This window comes from Sulfurimonas sp. HSL3-2 (genome assembly GCF_039645965.1).
Lineage (GTDB): Bacteria > Campylobacterota > Campylobacteria > Campylobacterales > Sulfurimonadaceae > Hydrocurvibacter > Hydrocurvibacter mobilis.
Map to the genome: position 1 here is coordinate 365714 of NZ_CP147917.1, position 26586 is coordinate 392299.

Below are 26586 nucleotides of genomic sequence, written 5' to 3' on the forward strand. Positions count from 1 at the left end.
AATGACAAATGTAAGCATTATCGTTTTAGATTTTGGTTCTCAATACACTCAGCTTATTGCTCGTCGTCTCCGTGAAGAGAAAGTTTATTGTGAAATTCTTCCATACTATACCAAAGTTGATGAGATAAAATTAAAAAATCCAAAAGGGATCATCCTTAGCGGCGGTCCGTCATCTGTTTACAACAAAGATGCATATGAGGTAGATCAAGGTGTTTACACACTTGGTATCCCTGTTCTAGGTATCTGTTACGGTATGCAAAGAATCGCTGTAGACTTCGGCGGTTCAGTCATCAGAAGTGATCATCATGAGTACGGAAAAGCAGAACTTACGATCCACCAAAAAGACGGAACGGTATCTCCACTGTTTGAAAAGTGTGATGACGGCCGTGTCGTATGGATGAGTCACAGTGACAGAGTAGATGTACTGCCGGAAGGTTTTGAGCCTATCGCAGTATCTGCAAACTCTCCGTATGCGGCTATTGCAAATGAGGAAAAACGTGTTTACGCGATGCAGTTCCACCCTGAAGTGCAACACTCAGAAGAGGGTTATCTGATGCTTCGTAACTTCGCTAGAAATATCTGTGGCGTAGAAGAGAAATGGAAGATGGAACATTTCTTAAAAGAGCAGATCAAACTGATCCGTGAAAAAGTGGGAACAGGTAAAGTCCTTTGTGGATTAAGCGGCGGTGTTGATAGTTCGGTTGTTGCAGCTATGCTTTATGAAGCGATCGGTGATCAACTTATCCCTGTATTCGTAGATAACGGACTTTTAAGAAAAGGTGAGCGTGAGCAGGTAGAAGAGATCTTCAAAATCAATTTGAAAGCTCCTTTAGTTGTCGCAGATGCAAGTGAACTGTTTTTAGGTCGTCTTGCAGGTGTCAGTGATCCTGAGCAAAAACGTAAAATAATCGGGCATACATTTATCGAGGTTTTTGAAGCTGAAGCTAAAAAACATGACGGTATCAAGTTCTTGGCACAAGGGACACTTTATCCGGATGTTATCGAGTCGATCTCTGTAAACGGGCCTTCTGAAGTGATCAAGTCTCACCATAATGTCGGTGGACTACCTGACTGGATGGATTTTGAGCTTATCGAGCCGTTACGTGAACTTTTTAAAGATGAAGTCCGTAAAATAGGGCTTGAACTTGGTCTTCCTGAAACGATGATCAATCGTCATCCATTCCCTGGACCGGGTCTTGCGATCCGTATCATGGGAGATGTTAATGTTCCTGATCTTGATCTTCTGCGTGAAGCTGACGTCATCCTTATCGATGAGTTAAAAGCAAGCGGATACTATGCGAAGACTTGGCAGGCGTTTGCAGTTTTACTTAACGTAAAATCTGTAGGTGTCATGGGTGATAACCGTACTTACGATAACACTGTCTGTATCCGTGTCGTTGAAGCGGTCGACGGTATGACTGCGACATTCGCATATCTTCCTCATGATCTGTTAGAGAGAATCTCTCGCCGTATCATCAATGAGGTCGACGGTATCAACCGTGTGGTTTACGACATCAGTTCTAAACCACCTGCAACTATTGAGTGGGAATAAATTAAGAAAATTTCAGCACGCTTTGAAATGATTAAGGTGCCAGCGTAGTTCACTACGCTTTACCCTTAAAACATTCCAAATCATACTAAACTTTTCATAATTTGATGGAATTGTTTAGCAGTCCAGGAAAGTTGTTTTATGAAACAAAAACCTATCTATCTTTTCTCTCTTACCTCTCACGACGGTGTCACTCACGTAAACTCTTTACATGTAAACTACTTTACCCCTGAAATCGATTTTAAAAAGTATGATTATCTTGTCATCACCTCCAAACAGGTTTTAGAAGCGTTAAAAAGTTATGACGAGAGCTGGAAAAGTATTGCAGTTTTGGCAGTTTCGGATGTAACGGCAAAAGCCGTCAAAGAGGCAGGCGGAAAGATACTAGAGTATGGAAGCGGATATGGCGACAATCTAAGTGAGATCATCTTCTCCTATCCGAAAGAAAAGAAGTGGCTCTATCTGCGTGCAAAAGAGATCGCTTCGGATTTTATATCTGTATGTAAACAAAACGGATACAATATAGATGAAGCGGTGGTGTATGAGACTTCATGTTCGCATGATCTCTTACATGTAAAGGTCGAAGATGATGCGACACTTATCTTTACTTCGCCGTCAAGCGTGACATGTTTTTTAAAACATCATATGTTTAAAGATACGCAAACAATAGTAGTCATCGGCAAGACAACGGCAAAAGCGATGCCGTACCATGTAAAGTATAAGATAGCAGATGAACCAACGATGCAAAGCTGCATCCAAAAGGCAAAAGAGTGAAAGATTCAAAAGAATACCTGGATAAAAAAGCATTTTTTGAGAGAGTGATAACCGTTTACGGCAGAAATGTGGTGGTAGAAGTGTTAGAAGATGAGAACGTTAGCATTCATAAACTGCATCTTTCAACTTCGAACAAACCCGACGGTGTGATCAGTACGATACTTAAACTTACTGAAAAAAGAGGTGTTGAGATAGTTTACCACGATAAGAACGCTCTTTCACGCATCTCTAAAAATGCGAAGCAGGATCAGGGTGTCGCAGCCGACATCATCGCAGATACCTATAAGAGTGCTGATGAGATAGCAACTTTGAAAAGTTACAGACTCTTAGCCCTTGACGGTGTGCAAAATCCTCAAAATTTGGGAATGATCATCAGAAGTGCGGCGGCTGGTAATGTAGACGGCATCATCCTACCGAAGAAAAACAGTGCAAAGATCTCTCCGCTTGTCATAAAAGCGAGTGCAGGGACACTCTTTAAGATACCGATCTTTTACTGCAATGCTTTGGAAGATGTTTTACAAAGAATTAAAAATGAGTGTGATATATTTGCGCTTAGTTCTTACGCAAAAGATGATCTGAACAGCTTACATGTAAGCGAGCGATCGGTATTTGTTCTTGGAAATGAGAGTGACGGGGTAAGCAAAGAGGTAGAAGCACTTTGCAATAACTCCGTAAAGATCCCGATGAACAGAGGCGTAGAGTCATTAAATGTCGCCGTAACGGCAGCGTTGATAAGTTTTTTACCTAGATAAAACAAAGGAGATGTGATGAGAGTAGTATGTCCACACTGCTTAGCAGTAAATAATGTTCCCGTAAAAGAGTCGTATAAAAAAGCAAACTGCGGAAAATGCAAAGGTTCTCTGCTTGATTCAAAACCTGCGAGTCTGACAGCAACTACTTTCGATGAAGCTGTCGTAAACAGCGATATTCCAGTTATCGTAGATTTCTGGGCTCCTTGGTGCGGACCATGTAAGATGATGGCTCCGACATTTGAAAAAGTAGCAGAGCAGTTTCCGTTAAAGATGTTCTTTGCAAAAGTAAATACGGAGAATGAACAATTGTTAGGTTCTAGATTCGGTATAAGAAGTATTCCGACTCTGGTAATATTTAAAGGCGGCAAAGAGGTACACAGAGTATCGGGCGCTTTAGATGAGAGAAGTCTGAGAGACCTCGCTTCACAATTCAGCTCTTAAAGGTCAAAAGTATTAAACACAAGATTTTAAAATCCTATTTTGGTTATGACTCTTTCCGTCCGCTTCAAGAAGAAGCGATAGACGCGATACTGGAGCATAAAGACCTGCTTATGATCCTGCCGACCGGCGGCGGAAAATCTTTATGTTATCAGCTTCCCTCTCTTATGATGGATGGCGTGACCATCGTCGTCTCTCCACTTTTGGCACTAATGTACGATCAGGTTATGGCCCTTAAGACCAACGGCGTGAAAGCGGAGATGATCTCCTCTATGCAAAATGAAGAGGAGATACATAGCATTCGTCAAAGACTGATGGATTCCGATATAAAACTATTGTATGTCGCTCCTGAACGTTTTGCATCTTTTGAATTTGTAAACTTTTTAAAATCCATAAAGATCAACTTTTTTGTCATAGATGAGGCTCACTGTGTCAGTGAATGGGGACATGAATTTCGTATCGATTACAGAAAACTCGATCTTCTGCGTGAGAATTTCCCTACAACTTCCATAGCTGCATTTACCGCAACGGCGACTCCAAGAGTTGCGGCGGATATCAAACATGCCCTTATGCTTCATGAGCCTGTAGAGGTGCGTGGAAAGATATTTAGAAAAAATCTTCACATTACAGTCGAGCCCCGCATAAAAGACGGCAAGAAACAGCTGTTAGAGTTTTTGGCCAATTTTAAAAACGAGAGCGGGATCGTCTATGCGTTTTCCCGTAAGCAGACTGAGGCTTTGGCTGTCTTTTTACATACGAACGGCATAAAAGCACGACCTTTTCACGCGGGACTTCCTACTCATGTAAAGGAAGACACTTTTAAAGCTTTTGTCCGTGATGAGATACAGGTGGTAGTGGCTACCATCGCTTTTGGGATGGGGATAGACAAGAGCAATATCCGTTTTGTAGTACATATGAACCTGCCAAAGACGATAGAGAACTACTATCAGGAGATCGGGCGTGCAGGGCGTGACGGGTTAGACAGCGAAGTGTTTTTACTTTACAGCGGGAGCGATGTCGTGATGCAGCGCGAGTTTATCGAGCAGCTTGAAGAATCGCCGTACAAGCAAAACGCCTTTAACAAGATCGAGCAGATATCAAGATATGCGACGATGGAAGAGTGCCGTCACAACTACATAGCGACCTATTTTGAAGATGATATAGAGAACTGTAAAGATGCCTGCGATAACTGTACGGCACCCGAGAGTAAACAGTCAGAGATCACGGTCGATGCACAGAAACTTCTCTCTGCTATATACAGGACAAACCAGACATTCGGGCAGGCATACGTCATTGATGTTCTTCGCGGCAGCACTCTGCAGAAGATCTTGGACAATGGTCACGATAAACTTTCAGTTTATGGTATCGGTGAAGAGAAGTCACGTGCTTACTGGGAGAGAGTGGTCGAAAGGCTGATGGAACTCAGTGCGGTAAAAAGAGGCGAGTTCCGTGCTTTGATCCTTGACAGTGCCGGGATGAAGATACTCAAAAATGAGTTGAAGGTCTTTATCAAAGAGGAGCGACTCAACCTAAAACCGAAAAAAGAGTTTGTCGTTCATAAAGACGAGGATGTCGACAGCGAAGTGTTTGAACAGCTCAGAGCGCTTCGCGGGGCAATAGCAAAAGCCGAAGACAAGCCGGCATACATTATATTTGGCGACAAGACACTCAAGGAGATGGCAAAAGCGCTTCCAAAGACAAAAGAGGAGATGCTTGAGGTAAACGGAGTTGGAGAGGTAAAGTTCGAACGTTACGGAGAGCAGTTCTTGGAGTTGTGTCAGACGTTGTGAATTAAAATATTCTGATGCGGCAGTATCAAGCTTTAGTAACCAAGTGTTTAACGTAGCTTAGGTGGCTTTGCCACTTAAGCGTATCAATTTTATGAAAACATGATCTCATAAGGTCTTTTGATCTCATTGATTACTTCGCCCACACTCATATGGCGGCTTTTTCTTAAGAACTCTCTGCCGTCTAAAAACACTAAGACGGTAGGGATGGCAAACACACTGTAGTGTGCTGCGATGTCTGCGTCTGTCGAAACGTCGATGCTGACGATCTCAAATGTGTCGAAGTTATCACTTATGGCTTCTAAAAGCTTTGGCTTTAAAGCGTGGCATACATTACATGTAGGCGCACTGAAGTAAAGCATCACTGCCGGATTTTCTTTTATGATATTATCTATGGATTCTATATTTTGCATGTATAATTGTACACTAAAAGGTTTATTTTGAGATATATATTTTTTATTTTACTGGTTTTCATAAGCTTGCAGGCTGCAACAGATTTTGAGGATGCGCTTGATGTCTATAAAAGCGGTGACTATACCAACTCTTTTAAAGCGTTTAAAGCATTGGCAGAAGATGAGAACGATTCAGATGCTGCATATTATCTGGCTTACATGTACGAAAATGGTCTTGGATGTAAGAAAGACCAGAAGTTGGCAGACAGATGGTACAAGGTATCGGCTTCACTCTCTCATAAAGAAGCAACGGAAGATTCCAGTAATGAAATAAAAAAAGAGAGTAAAAAACTTTTTTTTCTGCTGGATAATACAGACAGTGAGACCGATAAAACTATTAAACAGATGACACAGTCTTTGTACAATTTAAAAGCATATAAGACCAACTACCTTATTCCGGTAAGTTATAAGTATGGAGGCGATTATCAAAACAGTAATAATGAGAACCCCCAAAATGTGGAGACGGAATTTCAACTGAGTATAAAATTTGACTTTGCAGCAAATATTTTTAAATTAAATGAGATATACAGTGTCGGGTATACCCAAAAATCTTTTTGGCAGTCATATAGCAAATCAGCATATTTTAGAGAATCAAACTATAATCCGGAGCTTTTCGTAACGATCCCGACAGCTATGAGTGATGATGCTAAATTCATAAAAGCCCTAAAGCTGGGCATTGCGCATCAATCAAACGGAAGAGGAGGAGCTGAAGAGCGCTCTTGGAACTATATGAGTGCAACAGTTCTTACACAATACAAAAATCTTTTTACAGAGTTTGAATTTTGGAGCAGATTGCCCGATGCCAGGGATTATAATCCAAACCTGCTGGATTATCTCGGGCATGGATCTATAAAGTTTTCATTACCATGGGACAAAAATCTTTTTACATTACTACTGCGCTCAAACTTTAATGATCACGGCGCTGTAGATTTTAGCTACAGCCATCCCATAAATGAGAATGACGATCTATTTTTATATATAAAAGCCTTTAGCGGATACGGTGAGAGCTTGATCGATTATGACAGGCACATCAATAAAGTAGGGATAGGTATCAGCATATCAAGATAAGATATCGTAGACTATCTCCGTTTGGTGTTTGATAGTTTTTATATCTCTTACATGTAAGCCTTCTATATCCAACTTGTTAAACTCTTCAAGTGATGTCACATTATGCTTCGCAGCTTCGCGCAGGGCTATTCCGCGGTAGGCTTTTGCCCAGTGGCTGACCGTCTTCCCATCTTTTAAAAACTTCAGAGTCGTAAAGGATTTGTTGGGCTTATAGAATTTGTCGTAATATCCTGCACGAAGATCCAGTATCTCCTTATCGCCGAGGTAAAGATCAAGCTGGTAGGAGAATCTGTCTTTATAAAACTTATCGGGTGCGATACTTCCTATATCGTTACCCTGTTTTACTTTATAGTTGGCGATGGTATCACCGCCGAGGATAGGTCCGTACAGATTTGAAAAAATGATAACGTTCTTTTTTAGATACTCTTTTGCATCGGGTTCAAGAGAATCGTAGCCGAGATAATCATATGCTACCCCACTGTATCTTTGGATGGCACACATCAGTGAATCCGTATCTAAGCCCTCAAGATACTGTTCGAACTCTTTTGGATTTTTTATCCCGAAAAGCTCTTTTAGCTCCTCTTCATCTTTGCGTAAAATTATTTCATTATAACTGTTTAGTATCTTTTCTCTTGCTTTATCTGAACAAAAAAGCTCTTTTTTTGTCTCATTTCCACCTATATTTTTACCTTCAGATGGAGAAAATAGTATTGTCATCAAGTTTAAAACCTTATATTCATTTCTTTGCAATTATATCAATATTCTTGCTATAATAGAGTATGAAAAATGGGAGATGACGGTATGCGTTTAATAATGTTTTTGCTATTGAGTTCAATGCTTTCTTTTGCTATGTCCGCAGATAAAGCAGATATAAATACTACAAAAAGTATAGGTGTCATTGAAAATATTAAGGGTTCCGTCAAAGTCACGAAAGAGGGAAGCATAAAAAAGGTCAAGGCAAAAAAAGGGATGGATATCCAAAAAGGTGATCTTATCTCTACGGCTTCAACTGCAACGGCTCTTTTAAAATTGATAGACGGCTCATCCGTTATCTTGGACAACTCCTCATCAATACATTTTATAAATACAAAAAATGTAGAGCAGACTACAGGCTCCATCTATTATAAGATAACTTCACGCAGTGCAAAAAACTCATTAAGCGTGAAAACGCCTTTTGCCATCATCGGTATCAAAGGAACGACTTTCATAGTCAATTCACAAGACGATGATAAATCAGTCGCTCTAAAAGAGGGAAAGATCGGTATCGCTTCCATAAAAGAGGAGTTTGAACTTTATAGAAAAAAAGTTCAAGAGGAGTTTACGAAGTATAAAGACCAGCAGCAAGCTGCATATGAACAGTACTTAAGAGAGATGTCCGGTCAAAAAGCGGAGATGGTCAAAGAGTTTGAACTTTATTCCGGAAACAAAGTAGTCTTTGACGACCAAAAAGTCGTAGAGAGTGAATTTAGTGACGATACAAACGCTTCATTCGAACATTTTGACGATATCTTAAAATCTATGAAATGAAACAAAAACTTCTTTATCTTTTAGTCCTCTTTCCTATACTCCTTACGAGTCTCGCTTTATACCATTATAAAGTCGAGCCGTTTGAAAGTTTCTCACTGCGTTTTAACGACATCGATTTCGATCTGCAAAAAAAGAGTCCCGATAAAAGGATAGTCTTTGTCGCAGTAGATGAGCAGAGCGTCAACAAGTACGGCAGGTGGCCATGGGACAGAGAGATACTCGCAGAGGGTATCTCAAAGCTTGATCAGGCTGACATCGTTTTGATGGATATGATCTTTTCTGAGCCGACGACAAAGAAAAAAGATATGGTATTGGCTGATTCCATAGCGACTTTAAACAACAGTGTATGCGGTTTTTTTCTTCGTCAAAATGCGACTCAAAAGATCACTCAAGCTCAGGAAAACGTCCTGAGCGATTCTTCCTTAGACCTGCTTCAATCGCAGATAGCATCATTTGGCAATCCGAAATTCGTCTCTGCGGATAATGCAGAGATGAACATACTCCCTGTTTTAGAGAGCTGCAGCATGAGCGGGAGTTTTTCCACACTAAGAGAATCAGACCATCTTATGCGCTCTTACCCCATAGCGGTCTATTATGACAATATGCTGTTCCCCTCTTTAGGGATGCAGGGATTAAGACTGGCACTGGATCAAGATATAAAAAGAGTAGACCCTTTACATGTAAGCATTGGAAAATACAAGATAAACATCAATGAAAAAGGTTTTGTACGATTAAATTTTTATCAGCCTGATTCATACAATGAAGTCTCATTTTTAGATGTGGTGCAGGGTAAAGTAAAGCCCGAGTATTTTAAAGATAAGATAGTCATACTCGGTATTACAGAAGTCGGTGCAGGGGATGTCGCAGCGACACCGATGGGTGCAATGTTCGGTCCTCTGCTTCACTATACGTTCATATCAAATCTGCTTTCAGGTCATCTGATCACGGAACCTCCTTATATCACTCCTATATTGATCATCTTGATGGTACTGTTGCCGTTTATCTTGTTCCTATTGATTAAAAAAGTCGTAAACAGGGTGATCGTAGATATCATCGGGTATCTGCTTGTATATATCTTTGTAAGATATATATTTGTCGCCTACAATATATACAGTGATGCTTTTTATCCGCTTGTGGCGTTTATCCTAAGTACGGTCTCCATCGAAGTGATGGCGTTTACCATACAGGAAAAAGGCAGCCGCTTTATAAGAAACGCTTTTTCAAGTTACCTCTCCGCAGACCTGCTGGATAAACTGATAAAAAATCCGCAGGCACTCTCTCTCGGCGGAGAAAAAAAAGAGCTCACTATCTTGTTTAGCGATATCCGCGGTTTTACGACTATCTCCGAGTCTATGGATCCGGTAAGCCTGATCAAACTTCTAAACAGATACTTTACCCCTATGACAAATGCAGTCCTTGAAAACGGCGGGATGCTGGATAAATATATAGGAGATGCCGTTATGGCATTTTTTAATGCACCTGTCGATGTCCCCGATCATGCTGATGCTACATGTAGAGCCGCACTGCAGATGATCGATGAGTTAGACAAGCTGAATCATCAGCTGGCTAAAGAGGGGCTGAGTCCCATCCGTATCGGTATAGGGATAAACACGGATGAGGTAGTCGTAGGCAATATGGGTTCAGACACACGTTTTAACTATACGGTCATAGGCGATGGTGTAAACTTGGCCTCACGCGTTGAGGGGATCACAAAAAATTACGGTGTAAACATACTTATAACGGAGTTTACACTTAAAGCGTTAAAAAGTGACTTTTTGACAAGGCTTATCGAACCGGTAAAAGTGAAGGGTAAAGATGAGGCTGTTTTGCTTTATCAACTGATGCCTTTTGATGATACGAATCTGAATATTAAAAAAAATTATGACGAAGCTTTAGAGTTATATAAAAACTCTAAGTTTGAAGAGGCTATAGTAATCTTTGAAAGATTGGTTAATGAATATGATGATAGTGTATCAAAGTATTTTTTACCGTTAGTTAAAGAGAAACATCCGTGGGGTGTACATAAGATGACTACAAAATAGGTTGCAAGATGAATAAGAATGTTGAATCATCAGAGTTTATACAGATTATTTTTTCATACATAACAAAGATCTCGGCTGAACGTTCACCCGATGTCATATTGATGCTGCTTGCCGATATGGGGCGCCAGCTTGTACACGCTGACAGATGTACGGTCTGGGTCGTTTCAAAAGATAAAAAGTCTTTATGGACAAAAGTAGCACACGGACTCGACTATATAACTATACCTATTGATTCGGGCATTGTCGGTGAAGCGGTCGTAAACAATAAGAGACTGATCATCGATGATGCGTATAATGATGAGAGGTTTAACTCAGAAGTAGATAAACAAACCGGATATAAGACGAAGACTTTGCTGGTTATCCCTATGCATAACAGCGAAGGCGAGATCATCGGTGCCTTTCAAGTCGTCAATAAACTAGACGGCAAACTCTTTACAGAGGATGATCTTCATTATATCATGCTTGCATCTACATATGCGGCTGAGACCCTTACGACTTCACTATTGATGGAGGAGATAGAAGAGACGCAAAAAGAGGTCGTCTTTACTATGGGTGCGATCGGTGAGACTAGAAGTAAAGAGACAGGAAATCATGTCAAGCGTGTTGCAGAGTACTCCTATCTGCTTGCAAAGCTCTACGGAATGGACGAAGAGGAGTCCCTGCGTTTAAAAGAAGCTTCACCGATGCACGATATCGGTAAAGTGGCGATCCCTGACGCAGTGTTAAACAAACCGGGCAGATTTGATGAAGCAGAGCGTAAGATCATGGATACCCATGCCGAGCTTGGGTTTGAGATGCTAAAATCCTCAAGCCGTGCACTGCTTAAAACTGCTGCTATCGTTGCGTATGAACACCACGAAAAGTGGGACGGTAGCGGGTATCCGCGAAAACTCGCAGGCGAAGATATACATATATACGGACGTATAACGGCTTTAGCAGACGTATTTGATGCACTTGGAAGCGACAGGGTGTATAAGAAAGCGTGGGAAGATGAAAAGATATTCGATCTTTTTAAAGAGGAGAGGGGAAAACATTTTGAACCTAAACTCATAGATCTGTTTTTCGAGCATAAAGAGAAGTTCTTGGAGATAAGAGAAAAGTTTGCTGACAGGTTTGACCATGAATGAGATAATTATACTCGGTGCATACGGTACAAAAGGAGAAGATGTGGGAACAAGTGCATTTTATATAGATGAAAAAAATGTGTTAGATGCAGGGAACCTTCTTATCCCTTTAAAAGAGAAATCAGCAGCAATAGAAAATATCTGGTTATCCCATTCGCACCTCGATCATATCATCGATATTGCATATATACTTGACAGTTATTTTTCATCCAGAAAAAAAACATTAAAGATCCTTGGACTTCCAGAGACATTGGAAGTTGTAAAAGAGGACTTTTTAAATGACAGAGTATGGCCCGATTTCTCAAAGATCTCTCTTTTTGAATCAGATTTAAAATGTATCGAGTATGAAGAGATAGAACTTGGCAAAAGATACCGACTCTCTAGTGATTCATATATAGAAGCATATAAAACGGATCATACTGTACCAAGTTGCGGGTATGTGATCACGAAAAAAGAGGACTCTATCGTAGTCTCTTCAGATACATACAGTTTAGATACGACAATAGATATTATCAATACAAGAGATGATATAAAAACATTAGTAGTGGAGTGTTCTTTCCCGTCACGAATGGAAAAATTGGCATACGACTCTAAACATTTAACACCAAAAATACTATTTGAAAAACTAAAAGCTATGAAAAAAAATAATATTGACATTTATATCAATCATATAAAACCTCTTTTTTTAGAAGAGATGACTGAAGAAATCACCCGTTTTAAGGGCGCTTATAAGGTCAAAATACTAAAAGATGGAGAAAAAATTATTTTTTAGCAAAAAACTCTTGACATTGAAATATTTTTTGTCTATAATTCTGGCTCAAATTCAAAGCCGGCATAGCTCAGTTGGCTAGAGCAGCTGATTTGTAATCAGCAGGCCCGGGGTTCAAATCCTCGTGCCGGCACCATTGAATTTCGAAACATCATCAATACAAAAACAATCCAAATAATCACTGGTGAGATAGTCAAGTGGCCAACGACGGCAGACTGTAAATCTGCTCCCTATGGGTTCCCAGGTTCGACTCCTGGTCTCACCACCACTAGATTAGGATGCGGGCGTAGCTCAGTTGGCTAGAGCGTCAGCCTTCCAAGCTGAGGGTCGAGGGTTCGAGTCCCTTCACCCGCTCCACTAATTTGGATTTTTTTACTAATCACCCCTAAACTAAAAATAAATCATATAAAAACCTTGTTTACATATATAATAGTAGTAGATAAGTTACGCTGGTGTGGCTCAGGGGTAGAGCACTTCCTTGGTAAGGAAGAGGTCACGGGTTCAAATCCCGTCATCAGCTCCAGTTGATTATAAATTTTTTATTTTTATTTTTATATAAGCAATAATTGAATTTTTTTTGGATATAATTCCATTTCTATTCATAAATACAGTCGGAGGACAATATGGCAAAAGAAAAGTTTGAGCGTAATAAACCGCACGTAAACATAGGTACGATTGGTCACGTCGATCATGGTAAAACTACTTTAACTGCAGCTATCACAGCAGTACTTGCAGTAACAAATGGTGCAAAAATGATGGACTATGATCAAATCGATAACGCACCAGAAGAACGTGAGCGTGGTATTACTATCGCTACTTCACACGTAGAGTATGAAACAGATAAACGTCACTATGCGCACGTTGACTGTCCAGGTCACGCTGACTACGTTAAAAATATGATTACTGGTGCTGCTCAAATGGACGGTGCTATTCTTGTTGTTTCTGCTGCAGACGGCCCGATGCCACAAACTCGTGAGCACATCCTTCTTTCAAAACAAGTTGGTGTACCATACATCGTTGTTTTCATGAACAAAGAAGATATGGTTGATGATGAAGAACTATTAGAACTAGTAGAAATGGAAATCCGTGAACTTCTAGATCAATACGAATTCCCAGGTGACGATACTCCAATCGTTGCAGGTTCTGCTCTTAAAGCTCTTGAAGAAGCAAAAAGCGGTACTTTAGGTGAATGGTCAGATAAAATCATTAAACTAATGGCTGAAGTTGACGCTTACATTCCTGAGCCAGTTCGTGAAACTGATAAAGATTTCCTAATGCCAGTTGAGGACGTTTTCTCAATCTCTGGTCGTGGTACAGTTGTTACTGGTCGTATCGAGCGTGGTATCGTTAAAGTTGGTGATACTATCGAGATCGTTGGTATCCGTGACACTCAAACAACAACAGTTACTGGTGTTGAAATGTTCCGTAAAGAGATGGATCAAGGTGAGGCTGGTGATAACTGTGGTCTACTTCTACGTGGTATCGCTAAAGATGATGTTGAGCGTGGTCAAGTTCTTTGTAAACCAAAGTCAATCACTCCACACACAACTTTCGAAGCTGAGATCTATGTACTAAGTAAAGATGAGGGTGGTCGTCATACTCCATTCTTCTCTAACTACCGTCCACAGTTCTACGTTCGTACAACTGACGTTACAGGTGCGATCACTCTACCAGAAGGTACTGAGATGGTTATGCCAGGTGATAACGTTAAAATTACTGCTGAACTAATAAATCCAATCGCTATGGAAGAGGGAACTCGTTTCGCTATCCGTGAGGGTGGACGTACAGTTGGAGCAGGTGTTGTTTCTAAAATCATCAAGTAATTGATGTCGCTTCCACTTGGTGGAAGTGAATTTTAAATTAGGTTAACACTATGAGAGAAAACATCCACTTAGGTTGTGAGAAGTGTACACGTCGTAACTATCACACAACAAAAAATAAGAAAACTCATACTGAAAAATTTTCAGTACGTAAATTTTGTAAATTTTGTCGTGAGCATACTGTTCATAAAGAGATGAAATTATAATTTTATAAGTAGAGTCTCTCTACTTATATGTTTGTAGGCGAATAGCTCCAATGGTAGAGCGCCGGATTCCAAATCCGATGGTTGTGGGTTCGAGTCCCTCTTCGCCTGCCACTAGATTTTCAATAAATAATTCTTTAGAGACTTATTTATTGGAAATGTAATTGTAGATAGGATTGATAATGAAAAGTTTAAATAGTTATATCAGAGATGCAAAGTTGGAACTTAGCAAAGTTATTTTTCCAAATAAAATGCAAGTCAAGCAAGCGTATATCTCTGTTGTTATCGTTGTAACATTTATATCGCTATTTTTAGCATTAGTTGATTTTATCATGTCTTCGACTGTTTCAGCTTTACTAGGTTAAGGAATATATATATGGCACATCAATGGTATTCGATTCAGACATATTCTGGAAGTGAACGTAGTGTTAAAGCTGCAATAGAAAACATAATCATAGAGCAGGGTCTTCAAGAGTCTATTAAAGATCTGCTTGTTCCGACTGAAGACGTTATAGAAGTAAAAGAGGGTAAAAAGAAGATCTCTGAGAGATCTTTATACTCTGGCTATGTGTTCATCTATATTGATTTAAACAATGAATTACAGCATCTTATCCAATCATTACCACGTGTATCAGGTTTTGTTGGTGAAGCAAATCACCCGACTCCACTAAGTGAAAATGATATTCAAGTTATTCTAGACCGTGCGAATAACCGTGCAGCACCTAAACCAAAAGTATTTTTTGATAATGGTGAAATGGTACGTATTATTGACGGTCCGTTTGCAAACTTTACAGGTACTGTAGATGAGTACGACTTAGAGCACGGTACGTTAAAACTTAACGTATCTATCTTTGGACGTGCTACGCCTGTGGATATATCGTACACTCAAGTAGAAAAAATAATTTAACTCAACAAAAGGAAAGCAAAATGGCAAAAAAAGTCACTGGTTACATCAAACTTCAAATCAATGCTGGCGCTGCTAATCCTGCACCTCCAGTAGGTCCAGCATTAGGTCAACGCGGTGTTAACATCATGGAATTCTGTAAAGCGTTCAATGAAAAAACAAAAGATAAAATGGGATTCAAAGTTCCTGTAGTCATCACTGTCTACAGCGACAAAAGTTTTTCATTTATTACTAAACAACCACCGGCATCACAACTGATTATGAAGGCTGCTGGTCTGAAAAAAGGTACTGACAATCCTCTAAAAAATAAGATTGGTAAAATAACAAAAGACCAACTTATGGAAATTGTTAAGACTAAAATGGCAGACTTAAACACTACTGACGTAGAGATGGCAGCTAACACAATCGCTGGTTCTGCACGTTCTATGGGTGTTGAAATCGTAGATTAATTTCTACCAGTGTACTAAAGATCAACGACCGCATTGATTCATAATACGTACACGACCAGATAACTTTTAGGTTATCTTATAATTTGCGGCAGAAATCTTAGGAGATATTCAAATGGCAGGAAAACGTTATAAACAATTAAAAGAAAAGATAGATACAACTAAAGTTTATTCAGTTGCTGATGCGTCAGTATCTGTTAAAGATCTTAAATCGGCTAAGTTCGATGAGACAGTAGAGATCGCATTAAACCTTAATGTAGATCCAAGACACGCTGACCAAATGGTTAGAGGTGCAGTAGTTCTTCCACACGGTACAGGTAAAGTTGTTCGTGTTGCTGTATTTGCTAAAGGCGTAAAAGCTGATGAAGCAAAAGCTGCTGGTGCTGATATCGTCGGTACTGATGATTTAGTTGAACAAATTCAAGAAGGTGTCTTCAACTTTGATGTAGTTGTTGCTGCTCCGGATTGTATGGGACTTGTTGGTAAAATAGGTCGTATTCTAGGGCCAAAAGGTATGATGCCTAACCCTAAAACTGGAACAGTTACTCCAGATGTTGCAACAGCTGTTAAAAACGTAAAAGGTGGCCAGGTTGCATTCCGTGTTGATAAAAAAGGTAACATCCATGCAGGTGTTGGTAAAGTAAGTTTTGAAGCAGAAAAACTAGCAGAAAATATTTCTGCTTTTGTTAGTGCTATTAACAAACAAAAACCAGCAACAGCAAAAGGCCGTTACATCAAAAATGGTGTATTAAGCCTTACTATGAGTCCGGCAGTGAAATTAGATGTAATGGAACTTGCTGACATCAGATAGTTTTTTTAGCCAAGATTTTCTTGGCTAAAGATTGTAAAGTCTTTATTTTGGGATATTTTTTTATCTTAAAATAAAGATTTTCATTTTGAAAATCTGAATTACTTGGACTAAAGACAGTTGGGGGCATCTGCTATGCAGTAGCTTAATAGGCCTTTCCCTCCCCGCTTGAAGTTATGTCTGGAAAGGAGATACTATGTTAAAGTCAAAAAAAGCTGAAGTAATTGAAAAGTTAGCATCTTCATTAGCAAACTCGACTGCGGTTGTTGTCTGTGACTATAAAGGGTTAACTGTTTCTGAATTGGAACAATTACGTAAATCAGCAAAAGCAAAAGACACGAGTGTTCAGGTTGTAAAAAACACTTTAGCAACTATTGCTCTTGAAAAAGCCGGTATGACTGGTCTGGATCTTAAAGATACTAATATCTTTGTATGGTCTGATGATGTTATCGCTGCTTCTAAAGTCGCATCAGATTTCGCTAAAGCAAACGATAAGTTTACAGTTAAATCTGGTTACTTGGATAAAGAACCTGCTGATGCTGCTAAAATCGCTGCATTTGCTAAACTTCCAGGTCGTGAAGAACTTCTTGGTATGCTTGCAGCTACTTGGATGGCACCAATTGCTAATTTCACAATTGGTCTTGATGCACTTAGAAGACAAAAAGAGGAAGCTTAATTTTTAAGCTTGCTGAATAAAAAATTAATATAACTGAATAAAGTTATAAAAAAAACAAATAAATGGAGAACATTATGGCTGTTACTAAAGAAGACGTATTAGAATTCATATCTGGATTATCTGTACTTGAGTTGTCTGAACTTGTTAAAGAGTTCGAAGAAAAATTTGGTGTATCTGCACAACCTGTTGCTGTAGCTGGTGTTGCTGCTGATGCTGGTTCTGCTGCTGAAGAGAAAACTGAATTTGATGTTGTTATCACTGATGCTGGTGACAAAAAAATCAACGTTATTAAAGTTGTTCGTGGTCTAACTGGTTTAGGTCTTAAAGAAGCAAAAGATGCAACTGAAAACGTACCATCAACAATCAAAGAAGGTGTTGATAAAGAAACTGCAGAAGATGCAAAAAAACAACTTGAAGAAGCTGGTGCTAAAGTAGAAATTAAATAATTATTTAATTTCCTTGAAGGCATCCCGCCTTCAAAAAGAAATAGGCACTTTTGTGGTATGATTTACGTCATACTATAAAAGTGCCTTTCTGTCGTTTATATCCATATTAGCTTTAATTATGGTTCTGTTCAAGGACGCTTGAACACGATATTAATGATCTATCACTCATAGATTATGCACTAACTTACTTAGAGGTAGCCCATGTTAAACACTTTATATTCTGGAAATCGTTTACGTGTAGACTTTGCAAAAACTCCTCAGCAAATAGAAGTTCCAAATCTACTACAATTACAACAAAGTTCATACGATAACTTCTTAATGCTTGATGCAAATGATCGTTCAAAAAGTGGTATTGAAAATGTATTTCAATCAGTATTCCCTATCCATGATGCTCAAAATAGATTAACAGTCGAGTACATAGGTTCCGAAGTAGGTAAACCTAAATACACTGTTCGTGAGTGTATGGAGCGTGGACTTACTTACGCAGTTTCACTTAGAATGAAGACACGTCTTGTTATCTGGGAACGTAATGAAAACACAAAAGAGAAATTAGGCGTAAAAGATATTAAAGAACAAAGTATATTTGTTCGTGATATTCCTTTGATGACTGAACGTACTTCATTTATCATCAATGGTGTCGAGCGCGTTGTCGTTAACCAGTTACACAGATCTCCTGGTGTTATTTTTAAAGAAGAGGAAGCTACGACTTCTGGAAATAAACTTATCTATACAGGTCAGATCATTCCAGACCGTGGTTCTTGGTTATATTTCGAGTATGATCCAAAAGATATCCTTTATATGAGAATCAACAAGCGTCGTAAAGTTCCTGTAACGATCATGTTCCGTGCTTTAGGATACTCAAAACAAGATATTTTAAAATTATTTTACCCATTACAAACTATTAAAATTAAAGATAACAGTTTTACTATTAAATTTAATCCAGATGATTTTAAAGGAAGATTGGACTTTGATCTAGTTGATGACAAGGGTAATACTCTTATCACGGCAGGGAAAAGACTTTCAGTTAAAAAAGCTCAAAAGTTTATCGATGACGGTATCACTAACATCACTTATCCACTTGATGTGTTAGTTGAGCGTCACTTAGCTGAGCCTATCATCAATCCTGAAACAGGTGAAGTGTTATTTGACACGATGACTGCGATCGATGAGACAAAACTTAAAAAGATGGCAGAAGCAGGTGTTGATTCATTTGTAATCGCTAATGACTTAGCTGAGGGTGTTGACGGTTCTATCATCAATGCATTTATCGCTGATGCTGATTCATTAAAACTTTTAAAACAAACAGAAGATATCGAAGATGAGAACGATCTTTCTGCTATCCGTATCTATAAAGTTATGCGTCCTGGTGAACCTGTAACAAAAGATGCAGCAAAAGCATTTGTTAACCAACTTTTCTTTGATCCAGAACGTTATGACCTGACTCGTGTCGGTCGTATGAAGATGAATCACAAACTTGGTATGAGCATTCCTGAGTATGTAACAGTTTTAACAAACGAAGATATTATCAACACTGTTAAATACGTTATCAAAGTTAAAAACGGCCAAGGTCATATCGATGATAGAGATCACTTGGGTAACCGTCGTATCCGTTCAATCGGTGAACTTTTAGGAAACGAGTTACATAACGGTCTTATCAAGATGCAAAAAGCGATCAAAGACAAGCTCTCTACTATGAGCGGTCCTATGAATGAGCTTATGCCTCATGACCTTATCAACTCTAAGATGATCACTTCGACGATTATGGAGTTCTTCTCAGGCGGACAATTATCTCAGTTTATGGATCAAACGAATCCACTATCAGAGCTAACGCATAAACGTCGTCTTTCTGCACTTGGAGAGGGCGGTCTTGTTAAAGAGAGAGCCGGATTTGAAGTGCGTGACGTTCACCCGACTCACTACGGTCGTATCTGTCCGATTGAGACTCCGGAGGGACAAAACATCGGTCTTATCAATACTCTTGCGACTTACTCTAAAGTTAATGAGCATGGATTTATCGAAGCACCGTATAAAGTGGTTAAAGACGGTATGGTGACAAGTGAAGTCGTATACCTTACTGCTACTCAAGAAGAGGGCAAGATGATCGCTGCTGCTTCAAATAAACTTGATGCAAAAGGTCAGTTTATAGAAGATCTGATCGCAGTACGTCAAGACGGTGAGATCATTTACCGTTCTGCAAAAGAGTGTGAATATGCTGACCTTTCTTCTCATATGGTTGTCGGTGTTGCAGCATCACTTATTCCATTCTTGGAACACGATGATGCCAACCGTGCACTAATGGGATCGAACATGCAGCGTCAAGCAGTTCCATTATTACGTCCGCAGGCTCCAATGGTTGGAACAGGTGTTGAGAAACTTGTTGCTCGCGACAGCTGGGAATGTATCTATGCAAAACGTTCAGGTATAGTTGAGAAAGCTGATGCGAAACATATCTATATCAAAGGTGAAGATGAAGACGGTATCTTTATAGATTACTATCCGTTACAAAAGAATCTTCGTACCAACCAAAATACGTCATTTTCACAAAAACCGATCGTAAAAATCGGTCAGTTTGTTGAAAAAGGGCATATCATTGCTGACGGTCCGAATATGGATCAAGGTGAGCTTGCACTTGGCGTTAATGCTATGGTCGCATTTATGCCTTGGAACGGTTATAACTACGAGGATGCTATCGTTATCTCTGAGCGTATGATCCGTGAAGATGCATTTACATCTGTACATATCTATGAAAAAGAGTGTGAAGCACGTGAACTTAAACACGGTGTAGAAGAGATCACTCGCGATATCCCGAATGTTCGTGAAGAGGAGCTGGCTCATCTTGATGAAAGCGGTATCGTTAAAATAGGTACTAACGTTAAAGGCGGTATGATCCTTGTAGGTAAAGTAAGCCCTAAAGGTGAAGTTAAACCTACTCCTGAAGAGAGACTATTACGTGCGATCTTCGGTGAAAAATCAGGTCACGTTGTAAATAAATCTCTTTACTGTCCACCATCTATGGAAGGAGTCGTAGTAGATATCAAGATCTTTACGAAAAAAGGGTATGACAAAGATCCTCGTTCACTAGAGCTTGAAAAAGAGGAACGTGATTACCTAGAGCGTGAGCACTATGACCGTCTTCTTATGATAGATAAAGAGGAGATCTTCAGAATAACTGCACTTTTAACAAAAGAGCCGTTAGGAAAAGATATCACTATCAACGGAAACGATTATAAAAAAGGCGACATCATCAACGGTGAAGACCTTAAAGATGTAAACCGTTTTGCTATGAACAACATTGTTAAATCGTTCTCTGAAGATATTCAGAATCAATACAATGTTATGAAAAACTATTTCCAAAAGCAAAAAAGAATCTTCCGTGATGAGCACGAAGAGAAGCTAGCTATTTTAGAAAATGATGACATCCTTCCAAACGGTGTTGTTAAATACGTGAAAGTTTACATAGCTACAAAACGTCACCTAAAAGTGGGTGATAAAATGGCTGGACGTCACGGAAATAAAGGTATCGTTTCTAACATCGTACCTGAAGTAGATATGCCGTATATGGAAGATGGACGCAGCGTTGATGTATGTCTGAATCCTCTAGGGGTTCCATCTCGTATGAACATCGGTCAGGTTCTAGAGATGCACCTTGGTATGGTCGGTCGTGAACTTGGTCACCAGATCCAAGCTGAGTTCGATGCTAAACAAGCTGAGTTCTTAGATAATATCCGTGCGAAGATGATAGAGATATCTGATGTTGCAGGACTTATGAACGCACAAGAACTTTTAGGCAAAATGAGCAACGATGAGTTACTTAAATATGCACAAGACTGGGCAAAAGGTGTTAAATTCGCAACTCCTATTTTCGAGGGTGTAAACCAAGTAGAGTTTGATAAATTATTCGAACTTGCGAAGATGGATAGTGACGGTAAAACTGTTCTATATGACGGTAAAACTGGTGAGAAGATGAAAGAGCGTGTAAACGTCGGTTACATGTACATCTTAAAACTACACCACTTAGTTGATGAGAAGATCCATGCTCGTTCAACTGGACCATACTCTTTAGTTACTCAACAGCCGGTCGGTGGTAAAGCACTATTCGGTGGTCAAAGATTCGGGGAGATGGAAGTCTGGGCTCTTGAAGCATACGGTGCTTCTGCTGTTCTTAAAGAGATGTTGACTATCAAATCTGATGATGTTGACGGTCGTGTTCGTGCATATAAAGCACTTACAAAAGGTGAATTGGTTCCTGAATCTGGAATCCCAGAAACACTATTCGTATTGACAAAAGAGCTACAATCACTAGCTCTTGATGTAGAGATTTTTGACGAGGTTGAAGACGATGAGTAAATTAGTAGCAATTGAAGTAAAAGAAGATAATCGCCCAACAGATATAAAACAACTGCAGTTTCGCCTTGCATCTCCTGAAAAAATACTTTCTTGGAGTCATGGTGAAGTAAAAAAACCGGAAACGATCAACTATCGTACTCTAAAACCTGAGCGCGATGGTCTGTTCTGTGCAAAAGTATTCGGTCCTGTACGTGATTATGAGTGTCTGTGCGGTAAATACAAAAAAATGCGTTATAAAGGCGTAGTATGTGAAAAATGTGGTGTTGAAGTAGCAAGTTCTAAAGTTCGTCGTGTCCGTATGGGGCATATCGATCTTGTTACGCCTGTTGCTCACATCTGGTACGTAAGCTCATTACCGTCTCGTATCGGTACACTTTTCGGTGTTAAGATGAAAGACCTTGAGCGCGTACTTTATTATGAAGCATACATCGTTGAAGAGGGTGGAGAAGCATACTATGATGCTGAAGCAAAAACACCGGTAATTAAATACGATGTTCTAAACGAAGAGCAATACCGTACTTTAGTTCAGAGATTCGGTGAGCTAGGTTTCAAAGCAAGAATGGGTGGTGAAGTTATCCGTGATCTTCTTGATGATATCGATCTAGTGGAACTTTTCTCTCAACTTAAAGAGGAGATTGATGCTACGAACTCAGAAGCGAAACGTAAAACAATTGCTAAACGTCTAAAAGTAATCGAGTCATTCCTAAACAGCGGTAACAACCCTGCATGGATGATGCTTACTGTTTTACCTGTACTTCCACCGGATCTTCGTCCTCTAGTAAGTCTAGACGGCGGGAAATTCGCAGTATCTGATGTAAATGACCTGTATCGCCGTGTTATCAACCGTAACCAACGTCTTAAACGTCTTGTTGAGCTTGAAGCACCTGAGATCATTGTTAGAAATGAAAAACGTATGCTTCAAGAAGCTGTTGATGCACTATTTGACAACGGCCGTCGTGCAAATGCAGTTAAAGGTGCAAACAAACGTCCACTTAAATCATTAAGTGAGATCATTAAGGGTAAACAAGGACGTTTCCGTCAAAACCTTCTTGGTAAACGTGTTGACTTCTCTGGACGTTCTGTAATCGTCGTCGGTCCATCTTTACGTATGGATGAGTGTGGTTTACCTAAGAAAATGGCTCTTGAACTTTTCAAACCGCATCTAATTGCGAAACTTGAAGAAAAAGGCTATGCGACTACGATCAAAGCTGCTACGAAGATGATCGAAAGCAAAACAAACGAAGTTTGGGAATGTCTTGCTGAAATAGTTGACGGGTATCCGGTTCTACTAAACCGTGCTCCGACACTACACAAACTTTCAATTCAGGCGTTTCACCCTAAATTGATCGACGGTAAAGCTATTCAGCTTCACCCTCTAGTCTGTGCGGCATTCAATGCCGATTTCGATGGGGATCAAATGGCTGTTCACGTTCCACTAGGTTCTGCAGCTATCGCTGAAGCAAAAGTATTGATGCTTGCATCTATGAACATTCTTTTACCGGCATCTGGTAAAGCGATCGCTACTCCGTCACAAGATATGGTCCTTGGTATCTATTATATCACTCTAGAGAAGAGCGGTGTAAAAGGTTCAAATAAACTATTTGCAAACGTTGATGAAGTAAAAATCGCTATCGAGCATGGAGCTTTAGATATTCACGCGAAGATCCGTTCAAGCGTAAATGGAAGATTGATCCATACGACTGCTGGTCGTCTGATCCTTAAATCTATCATTCCTGATTTCGTACCTGTAGAGTTATGGAATCGTGTAATGAAGAAAAAAGCGATCAACGAACTAGTTGACTATGTTCAAAAACATGGTGGTATCGGTGTTACTGCATCATTCCTTGATGCACTAAAAGATCTTGGTTTCAAACAAGCAACAGAAGCTGGTGTATCGATCTCTATCGATGATATTATTATCCCGGAAGCGAAAGCTCCGAAGATAGAAGAATCGAAAAACAAAGTTCGTGAGATCCAAAAACAGTTTGAAGCTGGTCTTTTAACTGAGCAAGAGCGTTACAATAAGATCATCGACGTTTGGACAGATACAAACAACATCGTTGCAACTCAGATGATGACTCTTGTTCAGACTGATAAAAACGGTTTCAACTCGATCCATATGATGGCTGACTCTGGAGCTCGTGGTTCTGCAGCTCAGATCCGTCAGCTTGCCGGTATGCGTGGTCTTATGGCTAAACCAAACGGTGACATTATCGAGACTCCGATTATCTCGAACTTTAAAGAGGGTCTAAACGTTCTTGAGTACTTTATTTCGACTCACGGTGCGCGTAAAGGTCTTGCCGATACCGCTCTTAAAACAGCGAATGCGGGTTACTTGACACGTAAGCTAGTCGACGTTGCACAAAACGTTAAAGTTGTTGAGCATGACTGTCATACGCACGAAGGTATCGAGATCTCTGATATCTCTGATCACAACTCATTGATCGAGTCTTTAGAAGACCGTTTATATGGACGTGTTCTTGCAGATGATGCTATCGATCCTATAACAAATGAGATCCTTTTCACTGAAGGTACTCTGATTGATGAAGTAAAAGCGAAGACTATTGTTGAAGCTGGAATCAAATCAGCATATATCCGTACTCCGACTACATGTAAGTCAGAGGGTGGTATCTGTGCACTTTGTTACGGACTAAACCTTGGTACTGGTAACTTGGTACGTCGCGGTGAAGCTGTCGGTATTATTGCTGCTCAGTCGATCGGTGAGCCTGGTACACAGCTTACACTTCGTACATTCCACGTGGGTGGTACGGCGTCAAGCACTCGTCAAGAGCGCCAAGTCGTTGCATCTAAAGAAGGTTTTATCCGTTACTATAACTTTAAAACATACACTTCTAAAGAGGGCAAACAAATCGTTGCTAACCGTCGTAACGCAGGTATCTTACTTGTTGAACCGAAGATTAAAGCACCATTTGACGGTAGAGTCGAGATCCAGTCAATCCATGATGAGATGATCATCAGTGTTGTCGGTGAAAAAGAAACGATACGTTATACACTTAGAAAAAATGAAGTTGCACGTCCAAACGAACTTGCTGGTGTCGGCGGACATATCGAAAGTAAACTGTATTTACCGTACAAACACGGTGATCTAGTTAAAAATGCAGAGTCTATCGTTGAAAAGATCAATGACGGATGGAACGTTCCAAATCACATTCCATACGCTTCTGAGATCATGGTAAAAGACGGTGATCCGATAACTCAAAAAATAAGAGCTAAAGAAGCTGGTACTATTAAGTACTTCCTACTTAAAGGTGATTATTTAGAGAGATACGAAGGCGTTAAAGCTGGTCATGAAGTAAAAGAAAAAGGTCTATTTGCAAGTATCGTAGATGGTTCTGATCATGAAGCGATCCGTCACTATATCGCTCGCGGTTCAATCGTTGAGCAAGATGATGATGCAGTTGTTGAAGCAGATACTATGATAGCTAAACCTGCAAAAGAAGAGTCTATAGTAATAGCTGAGTGGGATCCATACTCTAACCCGATCATATCTGAAGCAAACGGTACAGTGAGTTTTGAAGATGTTATCGACGGTGTTACAGCTTCATCTCAATATGATGAACTTACTGGTAAAACTCGTCTAATGATTAACGAGCATATCTCACCAGAGTACAAACCGACTATCGTTCTAGCAACGCAAGACGGTGAGATCATCAGATATGCTATCGATCCAAAATCTTCTGTATACGTTCAAAACGGTGCAGAGGTTAAAATCGCAGATACACTTGTTAAAACACCAAAAGCGCTTCAAAAATCAAGCGATATTACCGGTGGTCTTCCACGTGTATCTGAGCTTTTTGAAGCACGTCGTCCGAAAGTCAACGCTGTAATCAGTGAGATCGACGGGGTTGTAAGTTTCGGTAAAGCATTACGCGGTAAAGAGCGTATTCTTATTACTTCAGACAGTGGAGTAATAAAAGAGTACTTTGTTGATAAATCTCTTTCTCCACAAGTAAATGTGGGTGAGTATGTTCATGCCGGTGAGAAGTTGACTGACGGTATCGGTTCTCCTCATGATATTTTAAGAATATTAGGTGTGAAAGCATTACACAATTACCTTGTAAGCGAAGTACAACAAGTTTACCGTTCACAAGGGGTTAATATCGCCGATAAACATATCGAGGTTATCTTTACTCAGATGCTTCGTCAGATTAAGATTTTACAATCTGGTGATACGAAGTTTATCGAGGGTGATCTTATCTCTAGAAATAAATTTATCGAAGAGAATGAGAAGATCATTCGTCTAGGCGGTCGTCCTGCGATTGCAGATCCGTTCCTAGTAGGTATCACACGTGCAGCGGTATCAGCAGATAGTATTATCTCTGCTGCATCGTTCCAAGATACTACGAAAGTCTTAACTGAAGCAGCTGTTTCAGCTAAATTCGATGACCTGACGGATCTTAAAGAAAACGTTATTATCGGACGTACTATTCCTGTTGGTACTGGTATCTACAAAGATTCAGCACTAAAATTCGAAGACTACACTAACTAATTTCTCCCTTACATGTAAGCAAAAATGCTTACATGTAAATAATCTATTCAATACTTTTAGAACAGTTTAATAAATACTTAAAATAAGCAAACTTTAATAGCTAATTATGTAAAATTACGCGTTTATAATTCTCTCAGCCATATG

The 26586-nt window shown here is 39.7% G+C and carries 21 protein-coding genes, 5 tRNA genes and 2 pseudogenes; 26 read left to right on the plus strand and 2 right to left on the minus strand.

Annotated features, from left to right (window positions below):
* The first annotated feature begins 1 nt into the window (after position 1).
* From guaA to recQ, 5 genes are all read left to right on the plus strand, one after another.
* A complete protein-coding gene (gene guaA, locus WCX87_RS01920; RefSeq protein WP_345980356.1) occupies positions 2-1552 on the plus strand; it encodes a glutamine-hydrolyzing GMP synthase in 1551 nt (516 codons plus the stop codon).
* Between the two features lie 138 nt (positions 1553-1690).
* A complete protein-coding gene (locus WCX87_RS01925; protein ID WP_345980357.1) occupies positions 1691-2323 on the plus strand; it encodes a uroporphyrinogen-III synthase in 633 nt (210 codons plus the stop codon).
* Positions 2320-3075, plus strand: a complete 756-nt coding sequence (locus WCX87_RS01930) for an RNA methyltransferase (protein WP_345980358.1) — start codon at positions 2320-2322, stop codon at positions 3073-3075. The genes WCX87_RS01925 and WCX87_RS01930 overlap by 4 nt, the downstream gene beginning before the upstream one ends.
* 15 nt (positions 3076-3090) lie before the next feature.
* The gene (trxC, locus tag WCX87_RS01935; RefSeq protein WP_345980359.1) at positions 3091-3516 is read left to right on the plus strand and encodes a thioredoxin TrxC; all 426 of its coding nucleotides are present in this window, start codon (positions 3091-3093) and stop codon (positions 3514-3516) included.
* Between the two features lie 23 nt (positions 3517-3539).
* Positions 3540-5303: a DNA helicase RecQ gene (recQ, locus tag WCX87_RS01940; protein ID WP_345981084.1), complete on the plus strand. Its 1764-nt coding sequence runs from the start codon at positions 3540-3542 to the stop codon at positions 5301-5303.
* An 89-nt stretch (positions 5304-5392) separates the two neighbouring features.
* Here recQ and WCX87_RS01945 read toward each other — a convergent pair whose 3' ends face one another.
* Entirely contained in the window at positions 5393-5713 is a 321-nt protein-coding gene (locus WCX87_RS01945; protein ID WP_345980360.1) for a thioredoxin family protein, read from the minus strand.
* Between the two features lie 27 nt (positions 5714-5740).
* On the opposite strand from WCX87_RS01945, the gene WCX87_RS01950 reads away from it, so the two are divergent.
* Positions 5741-6820 carry a phospholipase A gene (locus WCX87_RS01950; RefSeq protein ID WP_345980361.1) on the plus strand — a complete coding sequence of 360 codons (1080 nt, stop codon included), beginning with the start codon at positions 5741-5743 and terminating at the stop codon, positions 6818-6820.
* Here the strand turns inward: WCX87_RS01950 and WCX87_RS01955 are convergent.
* Positions 6812-7537 carry a YaaA family protein gene (locus tag WCX87_RS01955; RefSeq protein ID WP_345980362.1) on the minus strand — a complete coding sequence of 242 codons (726 nt, stop codon included), beginning with the start codon at positions 7535-7537 and terminating at the stop codon, positions 6812-6814. The genes WCX87_RS01950 and WCX87_RS01955 overlap by 9 nt on opposite strands.
* 84 nt (positions 7538-7621) lie before the next feature.
* Here WCX87_RS01955 and WCX87_RS01960 point away from each other — a divergent pair, with 84 nt between their 5' ends.
* The 20 genes and pseudogenes from WCX87_RS01960 (at position 7622) to rpoC (ending at position 26442) form a co-directional block, all read left to right on the plus strand.
* Complete coding sequence (locus WCX87_RS01960) at positions 7622-8347, plus strand: FecR family protein (protein ID WP_345980363.1); 726 nt, start codon at positions 7622-7624, stop codon at positions 8345-8347.
* Complete coding sequence (locus tag WCX87_RS01965; protein WP_345980364.1) at positions 8344-10389, plus strand: adenylate/guanylate cyclase domain-containing protein; 2046 nt, start codon at positions 8344-8346, stop codon at positions 10387-10389. The genes WCX87_RS01960 and WCX87_RS01965 overlap by 4 nt, the downstream gene beginning before the upstream one ends.
* A gap of 116 nt (positions 10390-10505) precedes the next feature.
* Positions 10506-10817: pseudogene (locus WCX87_RS01970) on the plus strand (GAF domain-containing protein); the annotation flags it as partial.
* Between the two features lie 75 nt (positions 10818-10892).
* Positions 10893-11516: pseudogene (locus tag WCX87_RS01975) on the plus strand (HD domain-containing phosphohydrolase); the annotation flags it as partial.
* The gene (locus WCX87_RS01980; RefSeq protein ID WP_345980365.1) at positions 11509-12285 is read left to right on the plus strand and encodes an MBL fold metallo-hydrolase; all 777 of its coding nucleotides are present in this window, start codon (positions 11509-11511) and stop codon (positions 12283-12285) included. The pseudogene WCX87_RS01975 and the gene WCX87_RS01980, both read left to right, overlap by 8 nt.
* A gap of 56 nt (positions 12286-12341) precedes the next feature.
* Positions 12342-12418, plus strand: a tRNA-Thr gene (locus WCX87_RS01985).
* A 47-nt stretch (positions 12419-12465) separates the two neighbouring features.
* Positions 12466-12550, plus strand: a tRNA-Tyr gene (locus WCX87_RS01990).
* A gap of 12 nt (positions 12551-12562) precedes the next feature.
* A tRNA-Gly gene (locus WCX87_RS01995) sits at positions 12563-12639 on the plus strand.
* A 91-nt stretch (positions 12640-12730) separates the two neighbouring features.
* Positions 12731-12805: transfer RNA gene (locus WCX87_RS02000), tRNA-Thr, on the plus strand.
* A gap of 100 nt (positions 12806-12905) precedes the next feature.
* The gene (gene tuf / locus WCX87_RS02005) at positions 12906-14105 is read left to right on the plus strand and encodes an elongation factor Tu (protein WP_345980366.1); all 1200 of its coding nucleotides are present in this window, start codon (positions 12906-12908) and stop codon (positions 14103-14105) included.
* Positions 14106-14155: 50 nt separating this feature from the next.
* Positions 14156-14308 carry a 50S ribosomal protein L33 gene (gene rpmG, locus WCX87_RS02010; RefSeq protein ID WP_345980367.1) on the plus strand — a complete coding sequence of 51 codons (153 nt, stop codon included), beginning with the start codon at positions 14156-14158 and terminating at the stop codon, positions 14306-14308.
* Between the two features lie 35 nt (positions 14309-14343).
* Positions 14344-14419 (plus strand) — tRNA-Trp (locus WCX87_RS02015).
* A gap of 68 nt (positions 14420-14487) precedes the next feature.
* Positions 14488-14670 (plus strand): preprotein translocase subunit SecE, encoded by a 183-nt coding sequence (gene secE / locus WCX87_RS02020; protein WP_345980368.1) that lies wholly within the window; start codon positions 14488-14490, stop codon positions 14668-14670.
* 11 nt (positions 14671-14681) lie between these two features.
* Positions 14682-15212: a transcription termination/antitermination protein NusG gene (gene nusG, locus WCX87_RS02025; RefSeq protein ID WP_345980369.1), complete on the plus strand. Its 531-nt coding sequence runs from the start codon at positions 14682-14684 to the stop codon at positions 15210-15212.
* A gap of 20 nt (positions 15213-15232) precedes the next feature.
* Positions 15233-15658, plus strand: a complete 426-nt coding sequence (gene rplK / locus WCX87_RS02030) for a 50S ribosomal protein L11 (protein WP_345980370.1) — start codon at positions 15233-15235, stop codon at positions 15656-15658.
* Positions 15659-15770: 112 nt separating this feature from the next.
* Positions 15771-16466: a 50S ribosomal protein L1 gene (gene rplA, locus WCX87_RS02035; RefSeq protein WP_345980371.1), complete on the plus strand. Its 696-nt coding sequence runs from the start codon at positions 15771-15773 to the stop codon at positions 16464-16466.
* A gap of 193 nt (positions 16467-16659) precedes the next feature.
* Complete coding sequence (gene rplJ, locus WCX87_RS02040; RefSeq protein ID WP_345980372.1) at positions 16660-17139, plus strand: 50S ribosomal protein L10; 480 nt, start codon at positions 16660-16662, stop codon at positions 17137-17139.
* Positions 17140-17213: 74 nt separating this feature from the next.
* Positions 17214-17585, plus strand: coding sequence for a 50S ribosomal protein L7/L12 (gene rplL / locus WCX87_RS02045; RefSeq protein ID WP_345980373.1), 372 nt, complete (start codon positions 17214-17216; stop codon positions 17583-17585).
* 201 nt (positions 17586-17786) lie between these two features.
* Complete coding sequence (gene rpoB / locus WCX87_RS02050) at positions 17787-21932, plus strand: DNA-directed RNA polymerase subunit beta (protein ID WP_345980374.1); 4146 nt, start codon at positions 17787-17789, stop codon at positions 21930-21932.
* Positions 21925-26442, plus strand: coding sequence for a DNA-directed RNA polymerase subunit beta' (rpoC, locus tag WCX87_RS02055; RefSeq protein ID WP_345980375.1), 4518 nt, complete (start codon positions 21925-21927; stop codon positions 26440-26442). The genes rpoB and rpoC overlap by 8 nt, the downstream gene beginning before the upstream one ends.
* The last annotated feature ends 144 nt before the right edge of the window (positions 26443-26586 follow it).